Annotated in this window: 20 protein-coding genes; 4 read left to right on the top strand and 16 right to left on the bottom strand. The window is 59.8% G+C overall.

Translation table 11 applies throughout. The features are described 5' to 3' along the window. The first annotated feature begins 75 nt into the window (after positions 1-75). Positions 76-1,101, top strand: a complete 1,026-nt coding sequence (locus FS804_RS20680) for an NADP-dependent oxidoreductase (protein ID WP_144578739.1) — start codon at positions 76-78, stop codon at positions 1,099-1,101. Further along, positions 1,098-2,048, top strand: coding sequence for a D-2-hydroxyacid dehydrogenase family protein (locus FS804_RS20685; RefSeq protein ID WP_144578740.1), 951 nt, complete (start codon positions 1,098-1,100; stop codon positions 2,046-2,048). The genes FS804_RS20680 and FS804_RS20685 overlap by 4 nt, the downstream gene beginning before the upstream one ends. 105 nt (positions 2,049-2,153) lie before the next feature. Here the strand turns inward: FS804_RS20685 and FS804_RS20690 are convergent, their stop codons facing one another. Further along, entirely contained in the window at positions 2,154-2,990 is an 837-nt protein-coding gene (locus FS804_RS20690) for an alpha/beta fold hydrolase (RefSeq protein ID WP_144578741.1), read from the bottom strand. A 478-nt stretch (positions 2,991-3,468) separates the two neighbouring features. Between FS804_RS20690 and FS804_RS20695 the strand changes: the two genes are divergently transcribed. Beyond that, positions 3,469-4,218, top strand: coding sequence for a GlxA family transcriptional regulator (locus tag FS804_RS20695; RefSeq protein ID WP_246665914.1), 750 nt, complete (start codon positions 3,469-3,471; stop codon positions 4,216-4,218). A 137-nt stretch (positions 4,219-4,355) separates the two neighbouring features. Here FS804_RS20695 and FS804_RS20700 read toward each other — a convergent pair whose 3' ends face one another. The 5 genes from FS804_RS20700 to FS804_RS20720 all read right to left on the bottom strand — a co-directional run bounded on the left by FS804_RS20700 (position 4,356) and on the right by FS804_RS20720 (position 11,397). Continuing rightward, positions 4,356-6,359 (bottom strand): CocE/NonD family hydrolase, encoded by a 2,004-nt coding sequence (locus tag FS804_RS20700; protein ID WP_144578742.1) that lies wholly within the window; start codon positions 6,357-6,359, stop codon positions 4,356-4,358. Between the two features lie 97 nt (positions 6,360-6,456). Beyond that, complete coding sequence (locus FS804_RS20705; RefSeq protein WP_144578743.1) at positions 6,457-8,070, bottom strand: ABC transporter ATP-binding protein; 1,614 nt, start codon at positions 8,068-8,070, stop codon at positions 6,457-6,459. Beyond that, complete coding sequence (locus FS804_RS20710) at positions 8,067-8,891, bottom strand: ABC transporter permease (RefSeq protein WP_063951786.1); 825 nt, start codon at positions 8,889-8,891, stop codon at positions 8,067-8,069. The genes FS804_RS20705 and FS804_RS20710 overlap by 4 nt, the downstream gene beginning before the upstream one ends. Then, the gene (locus tag FS804_RS20715) at positions 8,888-9,835 is read right to left on the bottom strand and encodes an ABC transporter permease (protein WP_144578744.1); all 948 of its coding nucleotides are present in this window, start codon (positions 9,833-9,835) and stop codon (positions 8,888-8,890) included. The genes FS804_RS20710 and FS804_RS20715 overlap by 4 nt, the downstream gene beginning before the upstream one ends. Then, positions 9,835-11,397 carry an ABC transporter substrate-binding protein gene (locus FS804_RS20720; RefSeq protein WP_144578745.1) on the bottom strand — a complete coding sequence of 521 codons (1,563 nt, stop codon included), beginning with the start codon at positions 11,395-11,397 and terminating at the stop codon, positions 9,835-9,837. The genes FS804_RS20715 and FS804_RS20720 overlap by 1 nt, the downstream gene beginning before the upstream one ends. A gap of 232 nt (positions 11,398-11,629) precedes the next feature. Here FS804_RS20720 and FS804_RS20725 point away from each other — a divergent pair, with 232 nt between their 5' ends. Then, on the top strand, positions 11,630-11,896 hold the full coding sequence (locus FS804_RS20725) for a cyclic nucleotide-binding protein (protein WP_144578746.1): 267 nt from the start codon (positions 11,630-11,632) through the stop codon (positions 11,894-11,896). Positions 11,897-11,903: 7 nt separating this feature from the next. On the opposite strand, the gene FS804_RS20730 is transcribed toward FS804_RS20725, so the two are convergent. The 10 genes from FS804_RS20730 to FS804_RS20775 form a co-directional block, all read right to left on the bottom strand. Continuing rightward, complete coding sequence (locus tag FS804_RS20730) at positions 11,904-12,794, bottom strand: LysR substrate-binding domain-containing protein (RefSeq protein ID WP_144578747.1); 891 nt, start codon at positions 12,792-12,794, stop codon at positions 11,904-11,906. Between the two features lie 195 nt (positions 12,795-12,989). Continuing rightward, complete coding sequence (locus tag FS804_RS20735) at positions 12,990-13,934, bottom strand: isoaspartyl peptidase/L-asparaginase family protein (RefSeq protein WP_144578748.1); 945 nt, start codon at positions 13,932-13,934, stop codon at positions 12,990-12,992. Between the two features lie 45 nt (positions 13,935-13,979). Next, the gene (locus FS804_RS20740) at positions 13,980-15,518 is read right to left on the bottom strand and encodes a hydantoinase/oxoprolinase N-terminal domain-containing protein (RefSeq protein ID WP_144578749.1); all 1,539 of its coding nucleotides are present in this window, start codon (positions 15,516-15,518) and stop codon (positions 13,980-13,982) included. Further along, positions 15,515-16,591, bottom strand: a complete 1,077-nt coding sequence (locus FS804_RS20745) for a DUF917 domain-containing protein (protein WP_003524597.1) — start codon at positions 16,589-16,591, stop codon at positions 15,515-15,517. The genes FS804_RS20740 and FS804_RS20745 overlap by 4 nt, the downstream gene beginning before the upstream one ends. 117 nt (positions 16,592-16,708) lie before the next feature. After that, positions 16,709-18,304 carry an ABC transporter substrate-binding protein gene (locus FS804_RS20750; protein WP_186376936.1) on the bottom strand — a complete coding sequence of 532 codons (1,596 nt, stop codon included), beginning with the start codon at positions 18,302-18,304 and terminating at the stop codon, positions 16,709-16,711. 42 nt (positions 18,305-18,346) lie between these two features. Further along, complete coding sequence (locus FS804_RS20755) at positions 18,347-19,480, bottom strand: DUF917 domain-containing protein (protein ID WP_144578751.1); 1,134 nt, start codon at positions 19,478-19,480, stop codon at positions 18,347-18,349. Next, on the bottom strand, positions 19,473-21,029 hold the full coding sequence (locus FS804_RS20760; RefSeq protein WP_144578752.1) for a hydantoinase/oxoprolinase N-terminal domain-containing protein: 1,557 nt from the start codon (positions 21,027-21,029) through the stop codon (positions 19,473-19,475). Before FS804_RS20760 ends, FS804_RS20755 begins: the two co-directional genes overlap by 8 nt. A gap of 14 nt (positions 21,030-21,043) precedes the next feature. Continuing rightward, positions 21,044-22,693 (bottom strand): ABC transporter ATP-binding protein, encoded by a 1,650-nt coding sequence (nikE, locus tag FS804_RS20765; RefSeq protein WP_144578753.1) that lies wholly within the window; start codon positions 22,691-22,693, stop codon positions 21,044-21,046. Positions 22,694-22,697: 4 nt separating this feature from the next. Next, the gene (locus tag FS804_RS20770; RefSeq protein WP_006698626.1) at positions 22,698-23,579 is read right to left on the bottom strand and encodes an ABC transporter permease; all 882 of its coding nucleotides are present in this window, start codon (positions 23,577-23,579) and stop codon (positions 22,698-22,700) included. Then, positions 23,579-24,607 (bottom strand): ABC transporter permease, encoded by a 1,029-nt coding sequence (locus FS804_RS20775; protein WP_144578754.1) that lies wholly within the window; start codon positions 24,605-24,607, stop codon positions 23,579-23,581. Before FS804_RS20775 ends, FS804_RS20770 begins: the two co-directional genes overlap by 1 nt. Positions 24,608-24,711: the final 104 nt, after the last annotated feature.

Raw genomic sequence — 24,711 nt, forward strand, 5'->3', positions numbered from 1 at the left:
CGAGTTCGAGAAGTGGGAGAATATCCAACCCGAGGGCGGCCCAAAACTCGGGCTAATCAACGAGGAACGCGCCTTATGACGACGATCAAACGCATTGTGCTGGCAAGCCGCCCCTTGGCAGAGCCATCACATGAAAATTTCCGCCTTGAGGAAGCCGAGTTGCGCGAGGCTGCCGAGGGCGATGTCACGGTCCGCGTTCTCTATCTTTCGCTGGACCCTTACATGCGTGGGCGTATGAGCGACGCCAAATCATACGCGGCGCCTGTACCCGTTGACGGTATCATGGAGGGCGAGACGATCTGCGAGGTGGTGAAGTCACGGCACAATGGTTTTGTGCCCGGCGACATCGTGCGCGGGCGGACCGGTTGGTGTACGGGGGCGGTGATAAATGGGGACTTGCTACGAAAGATCGAGACGCACGGCGCGCCGGTCACGACCGCGATTGGCGTCCTTGGCATGCCGGGATTTACTGCGTGGAGTGGTCTGAAGTTTATCGGCAAGCCAGGGCAGGGTGAGACGGTTGCAGTCGCAGCAGCCTCTGGGCCCGTTGGTTCGATGGTCGGACAGCTTGCAAAGCTTTACGGGGCGAGGGCAGTTGGTATAGCCGGTGGACCCGACAAATGTGCATTTGTGAAAGGTGAACTTGGCTTCGACAGCGTGGTTAATCATCGCTCGGAGAATTTTGTCAGCGATCTGACCGCGGCCTCCCCAAACGGGATTGATGTCTATTTCGAGAATGTTGGAGGACGCGTCTGGGATGCGGTACTGCCCCTTCTCAACCAGTTCGGCCGCGTTCCCGTTTGCGGCCTCGTTTCTCAATATAACGGTGCAAACTCGTCGGAGGCAGACCGTCTTCCGGCAACGATGTCGGCGATCCTGAGACAGAGCCTTCTTGTTCGAGGCTTCATCCAGACTGAATTTGCGGCCGATCATTTCAATGACTTTCTCTCGCAGATCGGCCCAAAGGTCGCTAGCGGCGAGATCAGGTACCGCGAGGATGTTGTTGACGGATTGGAGAACGCTCCCGACGCCTTTATCGGCATGCTGAAAGGCAAGAATTTCGGCAAGCTTATCGTCAAAATCGACGGCGTCGTCTCATGAAACGTCATATCGCCGTTCTGGATGATTACCAGAAAGTCTCGATCACCAGCGCCGACTGGTCGCCCTTGAACGACCGTGCGGAAATCACGGTCTTCAATGACCATATCGCGGACGAAGGACGCCTGGTTGACCGTCTCTTGCCGTTCGATGCCGTCTGCGTCATGCGCGAACGGACGCCGCTGCCGCGACGGATACTCGAGCGCCTGCCGAACCTGCGGTTCATCGCAACGACTGGAGGGCGCAACGCCTCAATCGACCTTGCCGCGGCCCGTGATCTCGGCATCGTTGTTTCGGCGACCGGCGCAAACGGATCGGGTGCCCCGGAGCTGACCTGGGCACTGATCCTTGCGGCGGCACGCCATGTTCCCACAGAGATCGCCTCGTTTCGGAGCGGGGGCTGGCAAACCACGGTCGGACGCGACCTTCGTGGCAGTACGCTGGGTGTCATCGGTCTGGGCAGGATCGGCCGCCAGATGGCAAAGGTCGGCCTTGCTTTCGGTATGGAGGTGATCGCCTGGAGCCAGAATCTGACGGATGAGGCGGCAGAGGCTGCCGGTGTGAGGCGGGTTGAGAAAGAGACACTTCTTCGCGGGTCCGACTGGGTAACGTTGCATCTTGTCCTGTCGGAGCGGACGAAGGGCATAATCGGTCAGGACGAGCTGGCATTGATGAAGCCAACAGCATGGCTCGTGAATACGTCACGAGGTCCGCTCGTCGATGAAGATGCTTTGATCACGGCGCTGGAAACCAAGACCATCGCAGGTTTTGCAGTTGACGTGTTCGATGATGAGCCTTTGCCAGGTGATCATCCGCTTCGGACTTTGGGCAATGTGATCGCGACGCCACACATTGGGTTTGTCACTGAAAACTCCTACCGGATTTTCTATCGAGATACCGTCGACAATCTTGTCGCCTGGCTGAACGGCGCGCCACTGCGGGTTTTGTGAATTTCCGACGCGATCCTTGCTTCCACCCACGGGCAAGCGAGGCCATTAACCTCGCCCAAAAAAATGCGGCCGAGTAACCGGCCGCATTCCCGTTCTGCAGAAGCCTCAGCCCTTGATGAACGCGAGCAGGTCGGAGTTCAGCACATCGGCATTGACTGTCAGCATGCCGTGCGAGAAGCCGGGATAGGTCTTCAAGGTGCCGTTTTTCAGCAGCTTGATCGATTTGTGAGCCGAGTCGGCGATCGGCACGATCTGGTCGTCTTCGCCGTGTAGCACCAGCGTCGGAACGCTGATATTCTTCAGGTCTTCGGTCTGGTCGGTTTCAGAAAAGGCCTTGATGCCGTCGTAGTGGGCCTTTGCGCTGCCCATCATGCCCTGACGCCACCAGTTCTGGATCACGCCTTCATGAACGGTCGCGCCATCGCGGTTGAAACCATAGAACGGGCCGGCCGGGACATCGCGGAAGAACTGCGCGCGGTTTGCGGCAAGCGCCGAGCGGAAGCCGTCAAAAACCTCCATCGGCAGGCCTTCCGGATTGGCTTCGGTCTTGACCATGATCGGGGGTACGGCGGAAACGAGAACGGCCTTGGCGACACGGCCGGCGGGCTCACCATGCTTTGCGACATAACGGGCAACCTCGCCGCCGCCGGTGGAGTGACCGATATGGACTGCGTTCTTCAGGTCCAGCGCTTCGACGACCGCAAAGGCGTCGGAGGCATAATGATCCATGTCGTGCCCCTCCGAGACCTGCGCCGAGCGGCCGTGGCCACGGCGGTCATGGGCGACGACGCGATATCCCTTGGAGAGGAAGAACAGCATCTGCGCATCCCAGTCATCGGAAGAGAGCGGCCAGCCGTGGTGGAAAACGATCGGCTGGGCATCCTTCGGGCCCCAGTCCTTGTAGAAAATTTCAGTGCCGTCCCTGGTTGTTACGAAACCCATGTCGATTTCTCCTTGTGCTGAATGGTTGCCGGAAGGGGTTTGTGAGAAGGCGATCCTCGGAATGCTTACGCTGGCCAGCGCGATGCTCCCGATCAAAACGCTGCGTCTCGACACGAAAAACCGATCTGCGTCAGACATCATACATATCTCCTGTCGAGCCTTATCTTCGAATGTCCTTGGTTGACTTGAAGAAGCTAGCGCCATCCGCTATGACACGCACGTGGCGCAAATGACTTTATACGAGGCAAAAGTGACAAATCCTGACCCGGCTGACTTTATCGAGATAGGATTGCTGATCTATCCGGATTGTCAGCTGGCTGCGGTTTACGGACTGACGGACTTATTTCGGGTCGCCAGCGATTGGTCGACGGATCTGCAGGAGCCAACAAGCCTCCGCAAAATCCGTGTCAGTCACTGGACGGTTGAGGATGGCGCGGTTTCTTGCACCTGGGATTCGCACACGGGAGCATCGCATTCGTTGAGCTACATCATCGCGCCACCGAGCATCGTCATGCCTGAAAAGATGCAAAGTATGCGGCCTGCGTCAAAATGGCTTTCATCGCAGCATGCGCTCGGTGTGACTGTCTGCTCGATCTGCGCCGGCGCATTCGTTCTCGCTGAAACGGGACTCATCAATGGCCGGCGCGCTACGACCCACTGGGCCTTTGCCGAGAGACTTGCCGAGCTGTTTCCCAAAATAGACGTTTCGTCCGATAACATGATCATCGACGATGGTGACGTGATCACCGCCGGAGGCATTCTGGCCTGGGCCGATCTCGGCCTGGTTCTCGTTGAAAAGCTTCTTGGGCAGACCGTAATGCTGGAGACGGCTCGCTTTCTGGTCGTTGATCCGCCACGGCGCAGCCAGAGCCAATACAGGACTTTCATTCCGCGATTTGATCACGGCGACAAAGAAGTGCGGCAAATCCAGCATCAATTCCACGCAGCGCCAGAGGTGCAAAAATCGATCGGTGAACTGGCAGACAGCGTCCATCTTTCAGAAAGGACGCTTCAGCGTCGCTTTTTACGCGCGACAGGACTGAAGCTGACGGAATATCTTCAGAACGTGCGCATCATGAAGGCGCGGCAATTGCTGGAGACGACGAATGGGTCGGTCGAAAGCATTGCATGGGCTGTCGGCTATGCGGATCCGGCAGCGTTCCGCAAGATATTTGGCAGGTTAACGGGAGCGACGCCGAACGTTTATCGCGGCGATGTTCGACTGTGATTACGTTTGTGGGCGACTGACCTTGCTGTTGCGGGCGGAGGTCAACATCCCGCTGACGCCGAAACCTTTCGTTTCGGCGTCAGCCATATACAGTTCTGGCAGGTCTCATCTTTCCGCGGCAGCAGTGATTAGAAGTGTCAGATAAGATCTCGTTTGTAGCGCTCGTCCCATTGTCGCGTCTTGACGATATTACCATTCTCGAAAGCCGAGAGTTCTCCGACTAAATAGAAGTATCGTTCATCGGAGCGCATTTCAGTCCGGCTCTCGATCTTGATCCGCCACCCGTTCCGTCCGATTTCGTAAGTCTGGGTGAGCACGTAGCGTGCGGAGAGGGGATCGTCGTCGCGAATGCGCAGTTCACGGCGCAGACTATGGCTAAGTTCGGTATCGATCTCGTCAAAGCGCAGCACACCCTCGCCGAACAAGCCACCCACACCTTCCGTGATATAGGTGTTGAAACCGGTTTCGTGGTCCTGTTCCGTCCAGCGACGAACAGTGCCGGGGTCGATCTGTGTCATCGGTGTCAATGGGCCATGGGCGGGCGGTTCGAAGCGAACCTGCTTGCTGTCATCTATAGCACGGACTGGCAGGTCGAGCGCACTCTCCGCAACGGAAAGGCTGATCGTCGCATCGTAAGGCGATGTCCACACCATCGGCCAATAGGCCGTGGCGATCGCGAGTTGCAGTTTGTGGCCTTTGGCGAAGCGATATCCGCAATCGTTGAGCTTGATCGCGACGTCGTAGAATTTGCCGGGTTCCAGGGCTTCGGGATTCTCGTGGCTGTCACGGTGGGTGAGGTTGAAAACCTGGTAGCTGATGCGTGTGACGCGACCATCGGGAAGCACATCGTTGAGGCGCAGCGATATCTGGGCCACGGGGCAATCAGCGGCAATGCGCAGACGCGCAACAGGTGCACCGAGGACATCGAAATCGTCTTCCAGCAAGGCGGTTTCGAAAACCAGCGCGCCACCATTGTCGAGCCGCTGATCGGTCGGATGTTCGCCCGGGCACCCGGTCGCCATCCATTCGCCGCCCGCTTTGCCATGGCTCTGGGGAGAACGGATAGCAATGATCGCGGGATCACTCACCGCGTCGCGCAGGTCCCGAGCCCCGCCGAGATAGAGTGATCGGGTCGAGATTTCAGGCGAAGGCCATGCCGCTTCCCCGACCCATCGGCCCTGCGTCGCCGTGCGCGTACCTGTCGGTTCGATCGTGTCACTGACGAAGGCGCGCAACATCGGCTCGTCCATGACGCCGGTTTCCTTGCCCTTCAGCCAATGGTCCCACCAGCGCGTCGCCTCCTGAAGGAAGCCGATTGCCGGGCCGGGTACACCATCCTGAGGATAGATGTGCCCCCAGGGGCCGATAATGCCGCGACGGGGTACCTGAAGCTTTTCCAGAAGCCGTGGGACCGCATTGGTATAGCTGTCCGCCCACGCGCCGATGGCAAGAACCGGGCACTGGATGGCGCTCCAGTCCTCACAGACCGAACCGTGTTTCCAGTAGGCGTCGTAACGCTGATGGGCGAGCCACAGTCCGGGGAAAAAGGGCAGCTGGTCCAGTCGCTCAAGCCAGCGATCACGCCATTCCTCGCCGACGATCTCCGGGTCGAGCGGGCGGCTCTGATAGGCAAGCATGATCGTGCCCCACCAGAGATTGTCGTTCAGCAATAACCCGCCCATGTAATGGATATCATCCGTATAGCGATTGTCCGTGGAATAGGCGGTGATGATGGCTTTCAACGCCGGTGGACGGCGGGCGGCGACCTGCAGGCCGTTGAAACCGCCCCAGCTCTTGCCCATCATGCCGACATTGCCGCTGCACCATGGCTGGCGGGAAATCCAGTCGATCACTTCCAGGGCGTCGTCCTGTTCCTGATGCAGATATTCGTCTGCCATGTGGCCGTCGGATTCGCCGGTGCCGCGCATATCCACGCGGATCGCCGCATAGCCCTGGCTGGCGAAATAGCCGTGCATCGGCTCGTCGCGCCCGCGCGTTCCGTCGCGTTTGCGATAGGGGATATATTCGAGAATGGCAGGAACCGGCGATTGCTCCGCGCCTTCCGGCAGCCAGAGGCGCGCTCCAAGGCGCACGCCGTCGCTCATGGGGATCCAGATATGTTCTTCTACACGCACGGTCATTTGGGTATTCCAGTCAATTCATCGGCTGCTGGCAATGCAGCAGGCTATTGGAGATGAAGGAGTGACGGCGGCTCAACCATGTTCGCCGTCGCTGAACTCAGGCGACCGGGAGGCCGCGTTTTGCAAGAACGCCGTCCAGCCAGTCGCGCCGCAATTCGGGAACCGAGGTGATAAGCTGCTCCGTATAGGGCTGGTACGGCGGGGCGAACACCTCTTCGGTGGTGCCGGTTTCGACAATACGACCGTGCTGCATCACCATGGTCCTGTCAGCAATCCTGCGAACGACACCGAGATCATGGGTGATGAACAGATAAGAGACACCCAGTTCATTCTGCAATGATTGCAACAATGTGAGGATCTCGTCGGCCACCAAAGGGTCAAGCGCCGAAGTGACCTCGTCGCAAATGATGAGGTCGGGACGGGCCGCAAGGGCGCGGGCAATGCACACCCGCTGCTTCTGTCCACCCGACAGAGCTTTTGGAAGGCGCTCGGCAAAGTCGCGCGGCAGACCGATGAGATCCAGCAGGCGGTTCACCTCAGATGCGCGCTGCTCGTCGTTCATGCCGAAGTAGAACGACATTGGACGGCCGATGATCTCGCCGACTGTGTGGCGCGGGTTCAGCGCCACATCTGGAAGCTGATAGACGAGCTGTATACGCCGCAGTTCTTCACGGCTTCGCTGCGTGTATTTATCGGCCAGCCTGTGTCCGGCGAGGGTAACGACGCCGGAGGAATGGGGCGGCAAACCGGCAATGACCCGGGCGAGGGTGGATTTTCCTGAACCGGATTCACCCACAACGGCGAGTGTCTCACCCTTGCGCAACAGGCACTGCACGTTATCGAGCACCTTCTTACGCCCGTAATAGGCGGTGACATCGCGCGCTTCGAGTAGAACCTCACCATTTTTATGGTGGACGCCTTCTCCCGACATGCTGGCCTTGCGTTCGGAAACGAGCCGACGCGTATAGTCCTGCTGCGGCTGTTCGAGGATCTGTTCGGCGGAGCCGGCCTCAACCTCTTTGCCATGACGCAACACCAGGATGCTGTCGGCAATCTGCGCCACCACTGCAAGGTCGTGAGTAATGTAGAGCGCAGCCGTATCATGACGCTGGATGAGGCTGCGCAGGAGAGCGAGAACCTCAATCTGCGTCGTGACATCGAGAGCCGTGGTCGGTTCGTCCAAAACCAGAATATCGGGACGGCAGGACATGGCCATGGCCACCATCGCACGCTGCAACTGGCCGCCGGATACCTGATGCGGGTAACGGCTGCCGAAATTCTGATAATCGGGAAGCTGCAGCGCCTGCAGAAGTTCCAGCATCCAGGCTTCCGCTTCCTGCCGGTTCATGATGCCGTGATAGAGCGGGCCTTCCATGATCTGTTCGCCGATCTTCATCGCCGGATTGAAGGCGGCGGCTGCGCTTTGCGCTACATACGCGATGCCCGCACCACGCACCGCCTCACGTCCGGCGCGATCGATCGTCATCAGCGAGACACCGTTTACGATGATCTCGCCACCAACGATGCGGCACCCGTTGCGGCCGTACCCCATGGCAGCAAGGCCAATCGTGGACTTGCCCGCACCGGATTCGCCGATGAGCCCTTTGACCTCACCGCGCTTCAGGTCGAGATCGACATTGTCAACAAGGATGGCGCCATTCGGTGCGGCAACCTTGAGCCCGCGAATTTGCAAAACCTTGCTCTCGTTCATCGGTCCGCTCCCTGAATTGCGCTGCGGCCGGCAAGCAGCCAATCCACGACGAGGTTGACGCCAATGGTAAGGATGGCGATGGCGGCAGCCGGATAAAGCGGAGCGTAGAGCCCGTAAAGGATCGCCTGCTGGTTATCTTTCACCATGCCGCCCCAGTCCGCGAAGGGCGGCTGGATGCCAAGGCCAAGGAAGGAAAGGCCTGCAACGAAGAGGAAGGTGAAGCAGAAGCGAAGACCGAACTCCGCAATCAGTGGCGGCAGGGCATTGGGCAAAATTTCCTTAAACACCAGCCACAACAGGCCTTCACCACGAAGACGCGCCGTTTCGGCATATTCGAGAACATTGATACCCTGCGCAACGATACGCGCTAGGCGAAAGACGCGTGTGGAATCCAGAAGGGCGATTGTGACGATGAGCACGGGAATGGACGAGCCAAGTGCCTGCAACACCACAAGAGCAGAGATCAGCACCGGAATACACATGACCGTGTCGACAATGCGCGACAGAACCGTGTCCAGCCAGCCGCCGAAAATGGCCGCGATGAACCCGAGTGTTATCCCGATCGTGAAGGACAGCACCGATGCGGCCAGTGAAACGCCGATGGACATTTGTGCGCCAGCTAGAAGACGCGACAGCATATCGCGACCATTCTGATCGAGTCCAAACCAGTGCGCGGCCGAAGGCGGATCAAAAGGTGATCCGACGATCTCTTCCTGTGCGAAAGGCGCTATGTGCGGGCCGGCGACGAACAGGACGATATTGAGCGAGATGATGAAAAGACCGATCCACGCGGTCGGTGTGATGGAACGGAGAATTTTCATCGGGGATGCCTCAGGCGCGGATTAAGCGCGATTGCCGAAATATCTGCAATGATGTTCAAGATGACGTAGGCGGCGCCAAAAACGAGGGCCGCAGCCTGCACGAGCGGCAGGTCGCGCTTGGAAACTGCATCGACCATGAAGCGACCAAGCCCATTGTAATTGAACACGGCCTCCACCAGCACAACGCCCGTGATCAGATAGGCAACGTTGAAAGACACGACATTGACGATGGGCGCAGCCGCATTGGGAAGGGCGTGACGAAGAACCGCGCGCCGGGTGCGAAGCCCCTTGAGATAGGCGGTTTCGACATAGGCCTGATCCATGACAGCCAGCACGGCGGTTCGGGTCATACGCAGCATCTGCGCAACGGTCACAAGAACAAGCGTCAGGGCCGGCAGCGTGGTCGCCTTAAGCCAGTCCGCAAAACCCATGCCGGGATAGGTGTCCGCAAGGCTCGGCAGGAGATTGTACTGCACGGACACGAACAGGATCAGCAGCAGGCCGAGAAAATATTCCGGCAGGGAAACGAAGGCGAGAGCCACAATGTTCACCGCACGATCGAACAGGCTGCCGCGCAGGATTGCGCTGAACAGCCCAAGTGTGACAGCGACAGGAACGGAAACGACGGCCGCATAAAGCGCGAGCGCCATGGTGTTCCAGAAGCGTGGCCACAGAAGATCGGCAACGGGCTGGTGGTTTGCCAAAGAATTTCCGAGGTCGCCGGTCACGAAACCGCCGAGCCAGGAGAAGTAACGATGCAGGAGGGGCTGGTCGAGACCGAGATCGGCGCGAAGCACGGCGAGGGATTCGGGCGTCGCATTTTGTCCGAGTATTGCCGACGCCACATCACCGGGAAGAAGCTGAGTGCCGGCGAAAATAAGCGCCGACACCAGCAGAAGCGTCAAAATACCCAAAGCAACGCGCTTCAGGATAAGTGTAGTCATTATGCGTCCAACCAGACTTTTTCAGCGAGACGGGCGCCCATGAAATTGAACATGGGATGGGTCGTCACGCCCTTGAGTTTCTTGGATGTGGCGTCGAGATAGTCGCCAAACATCGGGATCATCGCTCCGCCTTCATTGGAAATGAGCGACTGAAGTTCGGCGTAGATTTCCTTTCGCTTGGCGTCGTCGAGAAGCGCACGCGCTTCGATCAGCTTTTTGTCGAATGTCTCGTTCTTCCAGTGCGTGTCGTTCTGCGCCGACGTCGACTGGTATGCGATGGTCAGCATCTGGTCCGCCGTGGGACGACCACCCCAATAGGACATGCAGAATGGCGCTTTCATCCATACGTTGTCCCAATAGCCGTCAGCCGGCTCGCGCTTGATCGAAACGTCGATCCCGCCCTTAGCCGCGCTGGTGCGGAAGATCGCTGCTGCATCCACTGCACCGGAGAAGGCGGCGTCTGAAGCAGAAATCTCGATCTTGAGGGCATCAAGTCCTGCCTGCCTCAGATAGAACTTTGCCTTTTCGGGGTCGTATGGCCTTTGTGGCAGGTCTGCCGCATAAAAGCGGTCTGAGCTGGGGATCGGGTGGTCGTTGCCGAGGCGCCCATAGCCGCGCAATGCGGTTTTCAGAAGTTGCTCGCGGTCGATGGCGTGTTTGATGGCGAGCCTGATATTGTTGTCCGTATAGGGCGCCTGTGTGCAATCCATCAGGAAGGTGAAGTGCTGGCCGCCAGCCGACTGAACGATATTGAGGTTGGGATTGCGGCGAAGCAGATCGACCGTCTTGAAATCCAGCTGGTTGATGGCGTGGACCTGGCCCGACATCATGGCGTTGGTGCGGGCAGAAATATCGTTGATGACGATGACCTCCACCGCGTCGACATGGGCCGCATTCGGCTTCCAGTAATTGGAATTACGGGTGAATCGGGAACGTACGCCCGGATCGTAGCTTTCGAACACAAACGGCCCGGTGCCGACAGGCTTGTTGAAATCCGTCCAGCCTTCGGGAACGACGAGGAAATGATAGTCAGAAAGGATGTAAGGCAGATCGGCGTTGCCGCTTTCGAGGACGATCTTGACCTCGGTGTCGGAAAGCTTGTCGACGCTTTTCAAGGCGGAGGCAACCGAGCGCGCTGCAGAGGTGGTTTCCCCGCGGTGCAGGTTGATGGAGTAGATGACGTCTTCTACCGTCAAATTCTTGCCGTTATGGAACGTGACGCCCTGGCGCAGCTTGAAGACCCACTCCACCGCGCCCGGTTGAGCTTCCCAGCTCTCGAACAGTTCCGGCACGGCGTGATTGTTGGCGTCGATCTCCACGAGGCCATTCATGATCATGAAGGCCTGATTGACCGGCACCCAGTCCTTCAGAATGCGGGGGTCGAGATTATCAGTGGTGCTGCCGCCGCCGATGCCCAGTTTCAGCACTCCACCCTTCTTGGGCGTGTCCGTGCTTTGCGCACTGGCATTCGTGATGAAACCGGCGGAAAGCGCCGCAAGGCTCGCCGCACCGGCGAGGAAGTGCCGGCGATCGAGTGAGAAGGAAAAGGGGGAGGAGGTCATATCTGGGTTCCCTGTTTTTTATCTAGCCGGTCAAGGCTCAGCTCGCTGTGGGGTATCGTACTCGGCGGTTCGGCACTAGATAGAGACCAGCAAAGGGGGGTATGATTTTTGCGCATGGGGTCATGAAATCTGAGCGCATCCACTTCTTTGCGAAGCGCAGTAAAGGGAGGCGCCGGAGCCGATCCGGTGTTGCAATTCTCGCGCGGCGAGAGCGTTCATGGAGTGAATACAAATGGGGCTAGCGGATATTGTCGGCCTTGCAGGAGCCTTTTTCTATCTCTTCGCCTATGCCCTGTTGCAGCTTCGATTTCTAACGATAGAAGACTGGCGATACACTCTCTTGAACGTTCTGGGCGGTGTGTTCCTGATCTATTCGTTGATCTGGAATTTTAATCTCGGCTCGCTCATCTCGCAAGTCGCATGGCTGCTCTTCACCGTCATCGGCTATGCCCGGTTCCTGCTGGACCGCCGCCGCAAGACGCTGTCCATCAGTGCCTGACAAGATCTTAGCGTGCGGTTTTATGATTGTCTGCGATCAGCCAATCTGAAACCTCACGCACGATCTTGCGCTGGTGGCGATCGGCCGGGCGCATCAGGTAAAATTTGCCCTCCGAGCGCATGGCGTGGGCATGGACAGGCACAAGCGCGCCGCTATCCAGCTGATCGCGGATGAGCCAGGTCCAGCCAAGCGTTGCGCCGAGCCCCTGCGACGCTGCCGCAACACAGAGACCATAATCTCCAAGTTTCCACTGGATTGCATCCTTTGGCGGCAGCAATTGTGCTGAGCGCCACCAGTCGCTCCAATCCTGCCATTCCCGCATCGAATCCTCGATGGAGATCAAAACCGGTGCTTTCTGGTCCATGAGATCGCCCATGCCGCGCGCAGACACGGGAACCACCTCTTCCTGACCGAGCTCCGAAAGCCACACGCCGATCGGTCTCTCCTTGCGATAAAAAATGGCGAGATCGAATTCGTCCAGGCGAAGATGCGCCACGTCATCTGTCACCCGCACCCGCAACTCGATGCCGGGAATATCCCGTTTCAGCCTTTGCAAACGGGGCATGAACCATTGATCGGCAATGCCGCGAGAGCAGGCTATGGTGATCTGGCTTGCCCCGGTCCAAGACCGCACACCGTCCGTCACGCTTGCGATATCGAGAATCAGCCGCGATATGTCGATCGAGTAATTCTCTCCTATGGTCGTCAGTCGCACGCCCGTCGGCACGCGTTCAAACAGCTTGGAACCGATGAATGCTTCCAGCTTGCCGATCTGCCTGCTGACCGCGCTTTGCGTCAGGCCAAGCTCGCTGCCGGCGCGAGAGAAGCTTCCCAGACGGGATGCAGCCTCGAAAACCACAAGCGCCTCCAGCGGCGGCAATCTATATGATGGTTGCATTCCAGTTCCTGCGACAGTTTCCGTGATCCGTACACCGCCGCACCGAGCAGTTCAAATTTTTCAGAGGCGATACCCGGGGCTGCGGGCGGAAGACGATGGAAGCTGAACCGGGTGAGGGCGGTCAAACCTTTTGCCTGGAGCTTGTCGCAGGTCGCATTACGTTCCTCAGTCCAAATCCACCCCGTTAGAGCGGGCTCAAAGTTCGATAGGATAAACTTCCCCATGCGTGGCAACAACCGCTTCCCCAGACGCGGTCACCCAGCCGCGGAACATGCCCGCGGTGTTGTACGGAGCGGCGATGTGGCCCGCCGTATCAATGGCGACAAGGCCGGCGCCGATGTCATAGGGAGCCAGATCCCTGTACACGAGATCGCCGGCAGCGTTTTCCAGCTCCTGTCCGAGATAAGCGACGCGGGATGCGATCTCGTGGCCCACGACGTAACGGATGAAAAATTCTCCCTTGCCGGTGCCGGAAACGGCGCAGGCGCCATCGCGTGCATAGGTGCCGGCGCCGATTACCGGGCTATCTCCGACCCGGCCATCGGGCTTGTTGGTATAGCCGCCCGTGGAGGTGGCCGCGGCGAGATGTCCCGCGGCATCGAGTGCAACTGCACCGACGGTGCCGTGTTTTTCGTTTTCCGTCGCTTCCGTGCCGGCCACAGCATGGCGCTTCATCGCCGCGAGCGCTTCAAGGCGTTTTTGCGTGGTGAAATAGGATTGAGCTTCCGTGGCCAGACCTTTTTCCTCGGCGAAGCGATCTGCTGCTTCACCTGTCAGATAGACGGCACGTTCGTCGGTCATCAGCGCACGGGCCGCCTTTACCGGGTTGCGAATGGCGCGGGATGCGCTGATCGCACCTGCCGCCAGCGTTGCACCGTCCATGATCGAGGCATCCAGCTCATGAATCCCGTTTTCGTTGAGTGCCGCCCCATGGCCGGCATTGAAATGCGGGCTGTCCTCCATGACGACGACCGCCGCCTCAACGGCGTCGAGCGCGGTGCCGCCCGCCTTCAGCACGCCATAACCGGCGCGTAATGCCGCTGCAAGATCATCGCGGGCCGCAGCCCATTCCTCTGAAGTCATGCTGTCTTCCGGCATCACGCCACAACCACCGTGAATGGCCAGTGCGATCTTCGTCATATGCTCACTCCCTCGTTGCCCTGCCGCCGGCAGTGCCTCTTACAATCAATGAAAGGCGATATCGCCGATGACCCGCACGCGAACCCGCCGTGCACCGCCAGGCAGATAGGCAATCGGGATGTCCTCCACCTCAAGCGTCTTGAGGCTCGCCCGCTCCGCGCCTGAACAAACCGCCGCGTTCTGCGCCTCGGTCTCGGCTTTCGCAAGAGCCTCATCGCGGCTCAGTCCGGAAAACACCTGATCGACCTCGCCTGAAACCTGCGCCATCGCTGCACCGAGTGCATTGGCGACGCCGGCATTTTCCACACGCAGGACGTCCGACGCACCCGGAACCGTCTCGGGGATCAGGAACGCCCCGCCGCCGACGGCAACCAGCGGAACATCTTCGGCCGAGGTCTTCATCTGATCGAAACTGTCCGCCACCATGTCACGGATGCGCTGGAGTGTGGCCTGCACGAAAGCCGGATCGAGGCCTTTCACGCGATCGCGGTCGCCCATCTCGATAAGGCCGGCGGCAACGGCAATATCCGATGTCGTCAGTGTATCGCCGCCGAAAACACGGGCTTCCTTCAGGATGCGATAGCCGACCGAGCGCGGACCGATCTTGCCCGTCTCAGGGTCGACGATGGTGCCGCCGCCGAGCGCAACCGGCAGAAGATCGGGCATGCGGAAGAGCGTGCGTACCCCGCCAATATGGACGATATTGTTCGCCTCCCGCGGAAATCCGCCGACAAGGCAGCCAATATCGGAAGTGGTGCCGCCCACATCCACCACCATGGCATCGGAAAGCCCGGTGAGGAAGGCCGCACCGCGCATCGAATTGGTTGGGCCGGAGGCGAAGCTGTGCACCGGGTTGGCAGCGGCGACATCCGCGAGCGCCACGGTGCCGTCATTCTGGGTCAGATAGAACGGCGCCTTCACACCGGCTTCGCGCAACGCATCCGAAAATGCCCGAACGGTTGTCCTGCCCAGTGTTTGCAGTGCCGCGTTCAGCAGGGCGACATTTTCCCGCTCCAGAAGCCCGATGCGGCCAAGCGTATGGGAGAGCGTGATACGTGCGTCGGGGATGACCGAACGAACGATTTCCGCTGCCCGCACTTCGCATTCGGTTGTCAGCGGCGAGAAGGTTGCCGAAATGGCGATGGATGTGATGCCCGCATCGCGGATTTTCATCGCGGCCTCCCGAATTTCATCGGGAATCATCGGCACCAACGGGCTGCCGTCATATTCATGGCCACCATGGACCATGAAGATCAACGGATCGACAGCGTCGTATAAATCTTTTGGCCAGTCGCACATGGGCGGCAGCGACGAACCTGTTGGTAGCGCGATGCGGATGGCGGCAACACGCTCCAGCCGGGCGCGCTCCACCACCGCATTGGTGAAATGGGTGGTGCCGATCATCACAGCGTCGATCGGTCGATCCGTCGCGCCGACATGGCCAGACACATGGGCGAGCGCGGCCTTTACGCCCGACAGAACATCCTGCGTAGTCGGAACCTTGATGGAGGCGACAATGGTGTCTCCATCGATCAAAACGGCATCCGTATTGGTGCCGCCAACGTCAATACCGATGCGTTTCATGGGAATACCGATCTGAAGTCAATGTCATAACCGAAGGCGCGCGGGCCGACCGCAGCGATGCCGGCAGGCGTCGTCAAAAGCTCTGGTGCTGGCAGGGCGACAACCGTCACGCGCTGACCGTAACGCACCGATTCCGTACCGATGGCGCCACCGGAAACCGTATCGAGAAGGCAGAGCAGGTCCGGCGTCATGGCGACCGGCTGGCCATCGCGGAAGGCAACGGCCCACTCATTCTGGAATGCGAGTTCCATGCGCGAGCCACGGTCGGCATCAATGCCTTCAATGGTCGTACTGCCGCGCAGGAAACCACCTGTGGTCTCGCGGGCCACGTCCACCACCTTGCCCCGGAACAGCTGCTTGCCGCCCTCGTGGTCGAGAACCGCCTGAACCGGATCGTCATGGCGCGCACGTGCTGCCATCACAGCGCGCCCGAGTTCGGTCGCCTTGGTGACGGTGTAGTGAATGCCCCACTCCTTCACTTCCTTGCCGGTGCGCGGGGCCTTGCACGTGGCGGCGGTGGAACCGACCTCGGTGCAGACCTTGCGCGAAATGCGCTCCATCCATTTCCATGAAGCGGCGCGCGTCACGATTACCTCATTGTCGCGCACATCGACCAGCGACAGCGGAAACATCGGCAGGTTGCCGATGGCGAAGGACGTCATCTGCGCTTCCGGATAGGCCCGTCCCATGGCGTCCGCGTTAACGACCGGCCGGTCGAGTACGGCGGCGGCGAGGAAGGAGGAAAGCGCATTCGAACCGCCGATTTCCACGCTCATGATCGCCCGGAACGGCTTGCCGAGATAATCCTCCATGACCTCAACAGCGCGGGCGAGATGCACGGGGTCTCCCAGCCGCTCCTGACCGACAAGCGGCGCACCCATCTTGGAGACGACGGCGACCATGTCGTCATCGGCAAGCGCCATGGGATCCATGACCTTCACCCGTCTGCCCTCGGCATAGAGACGCCGCAGATTGAGCGTCGAGATATAGGGATTGCCTCCACCGCCGGTTCCCAGAATCCAGGCGCCGGTAGCCAAAGGTTCGATATCGTCTTCGGAAAATTCCTGGATCATGCGTCATCCTCGGGCATGCCTCAGCCCTTCCGGCTGCAGGCGATGCTCCTTCCCTTTGAAGTTCCAAGTCTGGCCAACCCCGCCTTTGTGGCGGGGCCAGTTTTCATCAGGCGGAGCTCACTCCGCCTTGCAGTCCCAATGGAAGTTGGAGAAGTTCAGGTCCCAGCTTTGCATGGGAATGAACTCGTAACCCTGAAGGCACTTGTTCGCCGCATAACGGCGGTTCGGCGCAACCGCCCAGACGTCAGGCTGAAGGTCAACGATCTTCGTCTGCAGCTCCTTGTAGGTGGCGTTCTGCTCGTTGACATCGGTTGTGGCGCGAACCTTGTCGATCAGCCCGTCGATCTCCGCATTCTGCAACCATTCCATCGACATCCAGGTACCGGACGCCTTGGAATGATACTGGTTGTAGAACATCGAATCCGGCGACGGATAGGTCGGCGAGATGTTCACCTGCGTCGATGCCGGCGTTGTTTCGGGCTTGGAAGAAAGCTCGACGATACGGTTCCAAGGCTCGGGCTTGATATCGAGCGTGATGCCGATCTGCTCGAGGCTCGATTGCAGAAGCAACGCCACTTCCGCCTCGAAGGCGAGCGACGCGACATAGCTGTTGACCAGCGTGATCTTCTGGCCGGCATATTTCGACTTCGCCAGTTCTTCCTTGGCCTTTTCCAGATCGTAGACGCCCGGCTGGATATCGCCGTTATGCGCATCCTTAAACGCGTCAGAGAGCGGGCCCTTCATATCGAAGCCCGGATAGATCACTTCCTGGATCGTCTTGTAGTCGGTCGCATAGGCGATGGCGCGGCGGACGTGGACGTCGTCGGTCGGATAGACCTTGGTGTTGAGCTTGATGACGAAGCCGCCGGCGGTGCGGGTCTGGATCAGCTTGTAACCCTTCATCCGGCCGATGGATTCATAGGTGTCATTACCAAGCCCGTGCGAGGAAAGTCCTAGTTCACCCTTTTCCGCCAGCGCCTTCACGGTGGCGTCGTCACTGGTCTGCACGAAGCGCACTTCATCGATCGGCTTGCCCTTCGTCCAGCCTAGGAAATAATCGGCATTGCGGGCGATGACCATGTCGGCGGAACGGTTGTAGCTGACGAGCTTGTAGGGGCCGGAACCGGCGGAATGTTCGCCGACGTAAGCCTCGCCCCATTTGTCTTCGGGCTTGGCATTGGCTTCGATCAGCGTCTTGTTCATCGCCATCATCAGCGGCGTTGCCGCCATGAAGGGCGAGAACTGGCGCTCGATCTTCATGACCAGTGTGGCATCGTCAGGCGCGGTGACGTTTTCAGGCTTCAGCACGCCGACGATGAGGTTCGACGGGCCCTTGTTGATGCCGAGCAGGCGCTGGATCGACCAGGCAAGATCGGCAGCCTTTACCGCCGTGCCGTCCTGGAATTTCGCATCGTTGCGCAGGTGGAAGGTGTAGGTCAGTCCGTCCTCGGAAATCTCCCAGGATTTCGCCAGATGCGGCACGATTTCGCCCTTGGCGTTCACGGTGGTCAGACCGTCATACATGTTCACGATGGCCATGTAGCCGGTGTAGTCAGTCACTTTCGCCGGGTCGAGCGAGCTGAATATTTGCATGGTGTTGACCGCGACCGACACCTTGTCTTCCGCAAGGGCTGCAGAAGAAACAAGCGGCAACGCGAGCGCCGTGCCGAGCGCCAGTGCGGCGAGACGGGAAGAAAGTACAGGCATTTTCATTATCGTTCTCCTCTTTATTGCGGGTCATCGGCCCGCTTATGGTTAGGCAGCCTTGCTGACCGGAACGGGCAGCGGTGAGAAAGGAATATCCGAGTAACCGAATGCCGCCGGCCCGACGACCTCTAGAGCGCGGGCGCTGCGCAGCAGGTCGTGGCAGGGGATGGCGATGACGGCCACACGCTGGCCATAGCGCAACACTTCGGTGGTGATCGGATAACCGGTGTCGACATCGAGCAGGACGATCAAATCAGGCACCGTCACTTCCACCTTGCCGTCACGGGAAAACAGCAGGAATTCGTTCTGGATGGCGACGCCCGCCGTCTGTCCGACGCAGTCGTCGAAGCCTGACAGCGTGAGATCGCCGACCGCAAAACCGCCGCGAAGATGGCGCTTCAGATCGGTGATCTTGCCGTTGAAGATTCGCCGCCCGCCTTCGAGCGCGCAGACTGCGGCAATCGGGTCTTCCTGCTGTTTGCGGGCACGGATCACCGCCTCACCGATGGCGATCGCCTTGGTATAGGTTTTCGGAATGCCATACTGGTGCACGTAATGTGCCTGCATCGGAGCCGTCGCCAGCATTGCGCCGCCCCCCTGCGAGACGACGCAGGCGCGCGCCATGCGCTCATGCCAGACTTCGGAAACGGCATGGCTGAAGATGACGGCATTGCCGTGCAGATCGCACATCACCGATGGTGTGGAACTATGGCCGTAGATGGAGAATGTGGTCATCTGCATTTCAGGGAATGCCCGGCCCATGCCGTCGCAATCGAGGATCGGCAGGCCACCCAGCGCCGCCGTCACCAGCGGGTTCATGGAATTGGAACCGCCGATTTCCTCGCAGACGATGGCGTCAACTGGCGTGCGGATCAGCTCTTCCATCGCGCGCAGGCAGCGCAGGCCTTCGCGGCCTTCGCGGATGCGCTCCACACCGACAACAGGCGCGCCGATGCCGCCGATGGACATGCAGAGCGCGTCCGGCTCGATGGCGTCGGTTGCGAGGATCTTCATCTCGTAACCGGCCTTCATGGCCTCCAGCGCCAGCAGCTTGCCGAGATAGGGGTTGCCGCCGCCGCCCGTGCCGAGAATGCCGGCGCCGATTTCCAATGCGTCCAGGTCCTCACGGGTCAGCGTCCGCAATGCCGCTTCGTCATATTTCAGCTTGCGTGTCTCAGCCATGATTGGCTCCCATTTCTCCAACAACTTTCACATGAATGCGGGTGGCGTTGCCGGGCAGGTAAGCCAGCGGCATATCCTCGCGCTCGATCACTTCGAGCGTTTCGGCAATCGCGCCGGCGGCAATGGCCTTTTCGCGGGCCTCCGCTTCTGCCTCAGCCAGTGCGCTCTCGCGCGTGCGTCCATCGACGAGTGAGAAGACCCGGTCTGTCTCACCGCTGATCTGCGCAATGGCCGCGCCAACGGCATTGGCCACCGAAAAATTCTCAGGCCGAATAACCTCAAGATCACCGATGCGATCCGGCATCAGGATGGAACCGCCGCCAACGGCGATAACCGGCACCGGTGACGACGAGATGCGGCTGCGCTCCACGCAGGCTTCAAGCATGTCGTTGATCTTGCTGACGGCAGCATCCACCAGTCTTTTATCAAGGCTGGAGACCAGCGCCTTCTCGCCCACATCCGCCTTGCCGGAGGCAACGGCGATATCGGTCGCCGTCAGGGTCGAGCCACCGAAGCAGAGCGCCTCGCGGCGGACGCGGTAACCGACGGATTTCGGGCCGACGGTCAGGCCGTGATCGCCATTGACCACCAGCGAGCCACCGCCGAGACCGATGGAAAAGACGTCAGGCATGCGGAAATTGGTGCGTACGCCGCCGATATCCACCGTGGTCGAGGCCTGACGCGGGAAACCGTGCGACAGCGAGCCGACATCGGAGGTGGTGCCCCCCACATCCACGACGACGGCATCCTTGAGACCGGTGAGGAAGGCCGCACCACGCATGGAGTTCGTCGGACCGGAAGCAAAGGTGAGCACGGGGAAACCGCGCACCACGTCAGCCGCCATCAGCGTGCCGTCGTTCTGGGTGATATAAAACGGGCAGGTGATGCCCGCAGCCTTCAGTGCCTCGCCGAAAGCCGCAACCGTGCGGTCGGCAAGCGACAGCAGGCTGGCATTCATGATCGCCGCACTTTCCCGTGCAAGCAGGCCATGGCGGCCAATATCCTTGGACATCACCACCGGCAGACCGGGGCAGCGTTCCTGCAGGATTTCCTTCGCTCGCAGCTCCATCGCATCGTTGATGCCGCTGAAAACGCAGGTGACGGCAGCCGCCTTCAGGCCCTTGGCGCGGATATCGGCGGCGATGCGAACGATCTCGTCCTCATCGAGCGGCGAAATTTCGCGACCGTCGAATTCATAACCGCCGCGCACCTGATAACCGTGATTGCCGACGATTTCCCGCAGGTCATCCGGCCAGTCGACCATGGGCGGCAGGCCAGCGCCGGACGGCAGGCCGAGCCGGATGGCTGCAACCTCGTCCATATTCCGGCGCTCGATCACCGCATTGGTGAAATGCGTGGTGCCGATCATCACGGCACCGATGCGCGCCCTGTCTATGCCCGATGCCTCGATGACTTTTTCAAGGGCTTCGATGACGCCTGACGTCACATCCTCTGTCGTGGAGGCCTTCACCCCCGCCAGAACGGTTTTATCCTGCAACACAACGGCATCGGTATTCGTGCCGCCGACGTCAATTCCAACGCGATACACGTCAGGCTCCTCTTTCATAAATCGGTCGATTTAACGAGGAAGCGCATGCGCTCCTCCTCGGTCACCGTGGGTTTGAGATGTTCTTCCTCGTCGGTGACGACGGGGATGGCCGCGATCAGGGCGCGGGTATAAGGATGGGCCGGTTCTGCGAAGACCGCCGACGTCACGCCCTCTTCGACGATCTCGCCCCGCAGCATGATGGCGATGCGCGAACAGAAATTGCGCATCAGCGACAGGTCGTGCGAGATCATGAGATAGGTCAGGCCAAGCTCCTCGCGCAGCTGCAGCAAAAGGTCGATAACCGTCTTCTGCACGGAGACATCGAGTGCGGCCGTCGGCTCATCAAGGATGAGAATTTTCGGCTCGGCCGCCAACGCCCGGGCAATCGCCACACGCTGCTTCTGACCACCGGACAGCTCGTGCGGATATTTGCCGAGGTAGGATTGCGGCAGCCGCACCAGCCCCATGAGTTCCTGCATGCGGTTTTCACGCGCCTGCCCATCCATGCCGATGGATTTCAGCGGCAGGGCAAGCGTCTGTTTCACCGTGCGTTTCGGATTAAGCGAAGTGCCCGGGTTTTGATAGACGATCTGCGTCAGTCGCTTGCCGCGCGCAGGCGCGGGGGCGTCGATGACAAGATTGCCGGAGGTCGGGTGCGAAAGGCCCATGATCATGCGCGCGACCGAGGTCTTGCCAGAACCGGATTCGCCCGCAAGGCCAAAAACCTCGCCCTGCTTCAGCGTCAGGTTCACATCCCGCACGGCATGGTAGCCATTGCGGCGGCCATAAATCTTGTTCAGCCCTTCAATGGTGATGATCGGCTGCCGCGTGCTCTGCACCAGATCGGTGACGCGCGGGCCATAAAGCGGCGGCACGGCATCCAGAAGCGAGCGCGTGTAATCCTCGGCGGGGCTATGGAGGATTTGCGTGCAGGGTCCGGTCTCGACGATATCGCCATGATGCATGACCACGACCCGGTCCGCCACCTTGCGCACGACGCCGAGATTGTGGGTTATCATCAAAAGCGCCATGTTTTCTTCGGCGACCAGCTGGTTGATGAGATTGAGGATTTCGTCCTGCGTCGTCACGTCTAGCGCCGTCCCCGGCTCGTCCGCGATGAGGAGCTTCGGCTGGTGTAGCAGGGCGAGCCCAATCAGCACGCGCTGACGCATGCCGCCCGACAGCTCGGAGGGATAGGCGTTCATCACTCGCTCGGTGTCGGCAAGCTGCACCCGGCGCAGAACGGCAGCAATGCGGTTGCGACGCTCGGCCTTGGAGGAATTGATTCCATCGCGCTTGTCGGCAAAACGCATGACATCATCGAGATGCGTGCCGATCTTGAAGACCGGATTGAAGGAGGAGAGCGGGTCCTGCATGATCAGCGAAAACGCGGTCCCCTTCAGGGCCTCACGCTCCCTGCGTGGCATGGACAGCACGTCCCGGCCATCGATGACGATGGCACCTGAGGTGATCGCGGCGTTTTTCGGCAGGGTACCGATGATAGCCTTCGCGGTGACTGACTTGCCGGACCCGGTTTCGCCGATCAATGCTACGCGTTCGCCGGCGGCAACCGTGAAGGCGACATCGCGCAGCACCTGCCGGGTACGGCCATAATTGGTGAAGGTGACGTTGAGATTTTCGACCTTGAGAAGCGGTTCAGTCATGGTCTTAGCTTTCCACGTCGAACATGTCGCGCAGGCCGTCGCCCAGCAGATTAAAACCCAGCGTCACGTAAAGCACGGCCGCGCCGGGGCAGAGCACTTCCCACCAGAAATCCGGCATGAACTGGCGCCCGTCGGCGACCATCGATCCAAGGTCAGGCGTCGGCGGCTTGACGCCGAAACCCAGGAAGCTCAACGTCGCGCCGAACAGGATGACGAAGGCGGCATCGAGCGTCGTCTTGACCGAAATGACCGAAACACAATTGGGCAGGATTTCGCGGAAGAGGATGTGCAACGGGCCTGCACCGGCAAGACGTGCCGCTTCGATATAGTCTTCCGAGGCGATAGACTTCGACACCGAATAGATCAGCCGCGCATGCCAGGTCCACCATAGCAGCGTGATCGCGATCATGGCGTTCGTCAGCGTCGGTTCCAGGAGGTTGGACACTGCGAGTGCCATGACCAGCGGCGGCATGGCCAGCATCACATTCGTCAGGCCGCTGATGAGTTTTTCGGTCCAGCCGCCGAAATATCCGGCGATCAGGCCAAGCACAGTTCCGACCGGAACGGAAATGCCGAGCACGCCGATGACGAGAAGCAGAGAAACGCGGAGCCCGAAGATGGTGCGGGAAAAGATATCGCGTCCCGCCTTGTCGGTGCCGAACCAGTGTTCGAGATCCGGCGGCATGTGGCGGGCGCGGAAATCGACAACCGCGCCGATATGTTTCGGATAGGGTGTAAGCCAGGGCGCAAAGACTGCCAGTACCAGCACCGACAGAAGGATCAGCGAACCGATGACCGCCGCCGGATTTCGGCTGAAGCGATACCACATCATGTAACCGGCGCTTAAGCCCCGATCGGTGGGTTCGAGCATTTTCATATCGGCCATCAGCGAGCCTCCTTACGGCGCAGGCGCGGGTCGATGATCGAGATCAGAACATCCACGATCAGGTTCGCAACGATGAAGAACAGGCCGGCCACCAGCACCACGGCGGTCACGGCGTTGAGGTCTTTCTGAAGGATGGCGTTGAGCCCGTAGGATGCGAAACCGCCCCAGGCGAAGACCATCTCGATCACGAAGGCATTGCCGATCAGCGACGCGAATTCGAGACCCATGATCGTCAGCGGCGCGATGGAAGAAAGCTTCAGCAGGTAACGGAAGATGATCACTCGCTCCGGCACGCCGAAGCTTTGCAGGGTCAGCACATGGTCCTTGCGCTGGTTCTCGATCATCGAGGAGCGCGTGATGCGGGTGATCTGGCCGATGCCGGCCATGGAGAGCGCAAAGGCCGGCAGCGCGAGATGTTTCAACGCATCGAGCACGACGTCGAAACGTCCGGCAAGCACGCCGTCGATCAGGATGAAACCCGTCGGGCCGCCCTGCCAGCCGAGTGAATGATCCAGCCTGCCGATGATCGGCCAGCCGGAGAGAAAGCGCGCTGCCAGCAATTGCAGCGTGATGGCGAACAGGAAGCTTGGGATCGTGACCCCGGTGAGCGACAGGATGCGGCCGATATGATCCAGCGGCCGGTCGCGGTAATGCGCCGTGATGACGCCGAGCGGGATGGCGACGAGGAACATGAAGATGACCGAGACCAGCACCAGTTCGACGGTGGCGGGAACGGTCTGCGCGAGATCGGTCGTAACCGGACGCTGCGACACCAGCGAAAAACCAAGATCACCGTGTAGCGCCTTGCCGATGTAGTCGAGATATTGAACGGCGAGCGGCTTATCGAGGCCCATCTGCCCGCGCAGCGCATCCACCTGCTCCTGCGTTGCCGCCGGCCCCAGCGCCATGCGGGCCGGATCTCCGGGCACCACGCGGGCGAGCACGAAAATCATGATGGACAGCGCAATCATGACCAGCGCGAAGGTGCCGAGCCTGTTCAAAATCGCGATCAGCGGGTGTTGCTGCATCCGTGGAACGTTCCTTGTGCATCGGTTGGCTGAGCACAAGTTTTCATCGTCAACGCATTTCAACAATCTCCAAAAGGTATAGTTTTTTGAAACATTGGTATAGG

This window comes from Agrobacterium sp. DE0009, from assembly GCF_007680755.1.
Lineage (GTDB): Bacteria > Pseudomonadota > Alphaproteobacteria > Rhizobiales > Rhizobiaceae > Agrobacterium > Agrobacterium tumefaciens_B.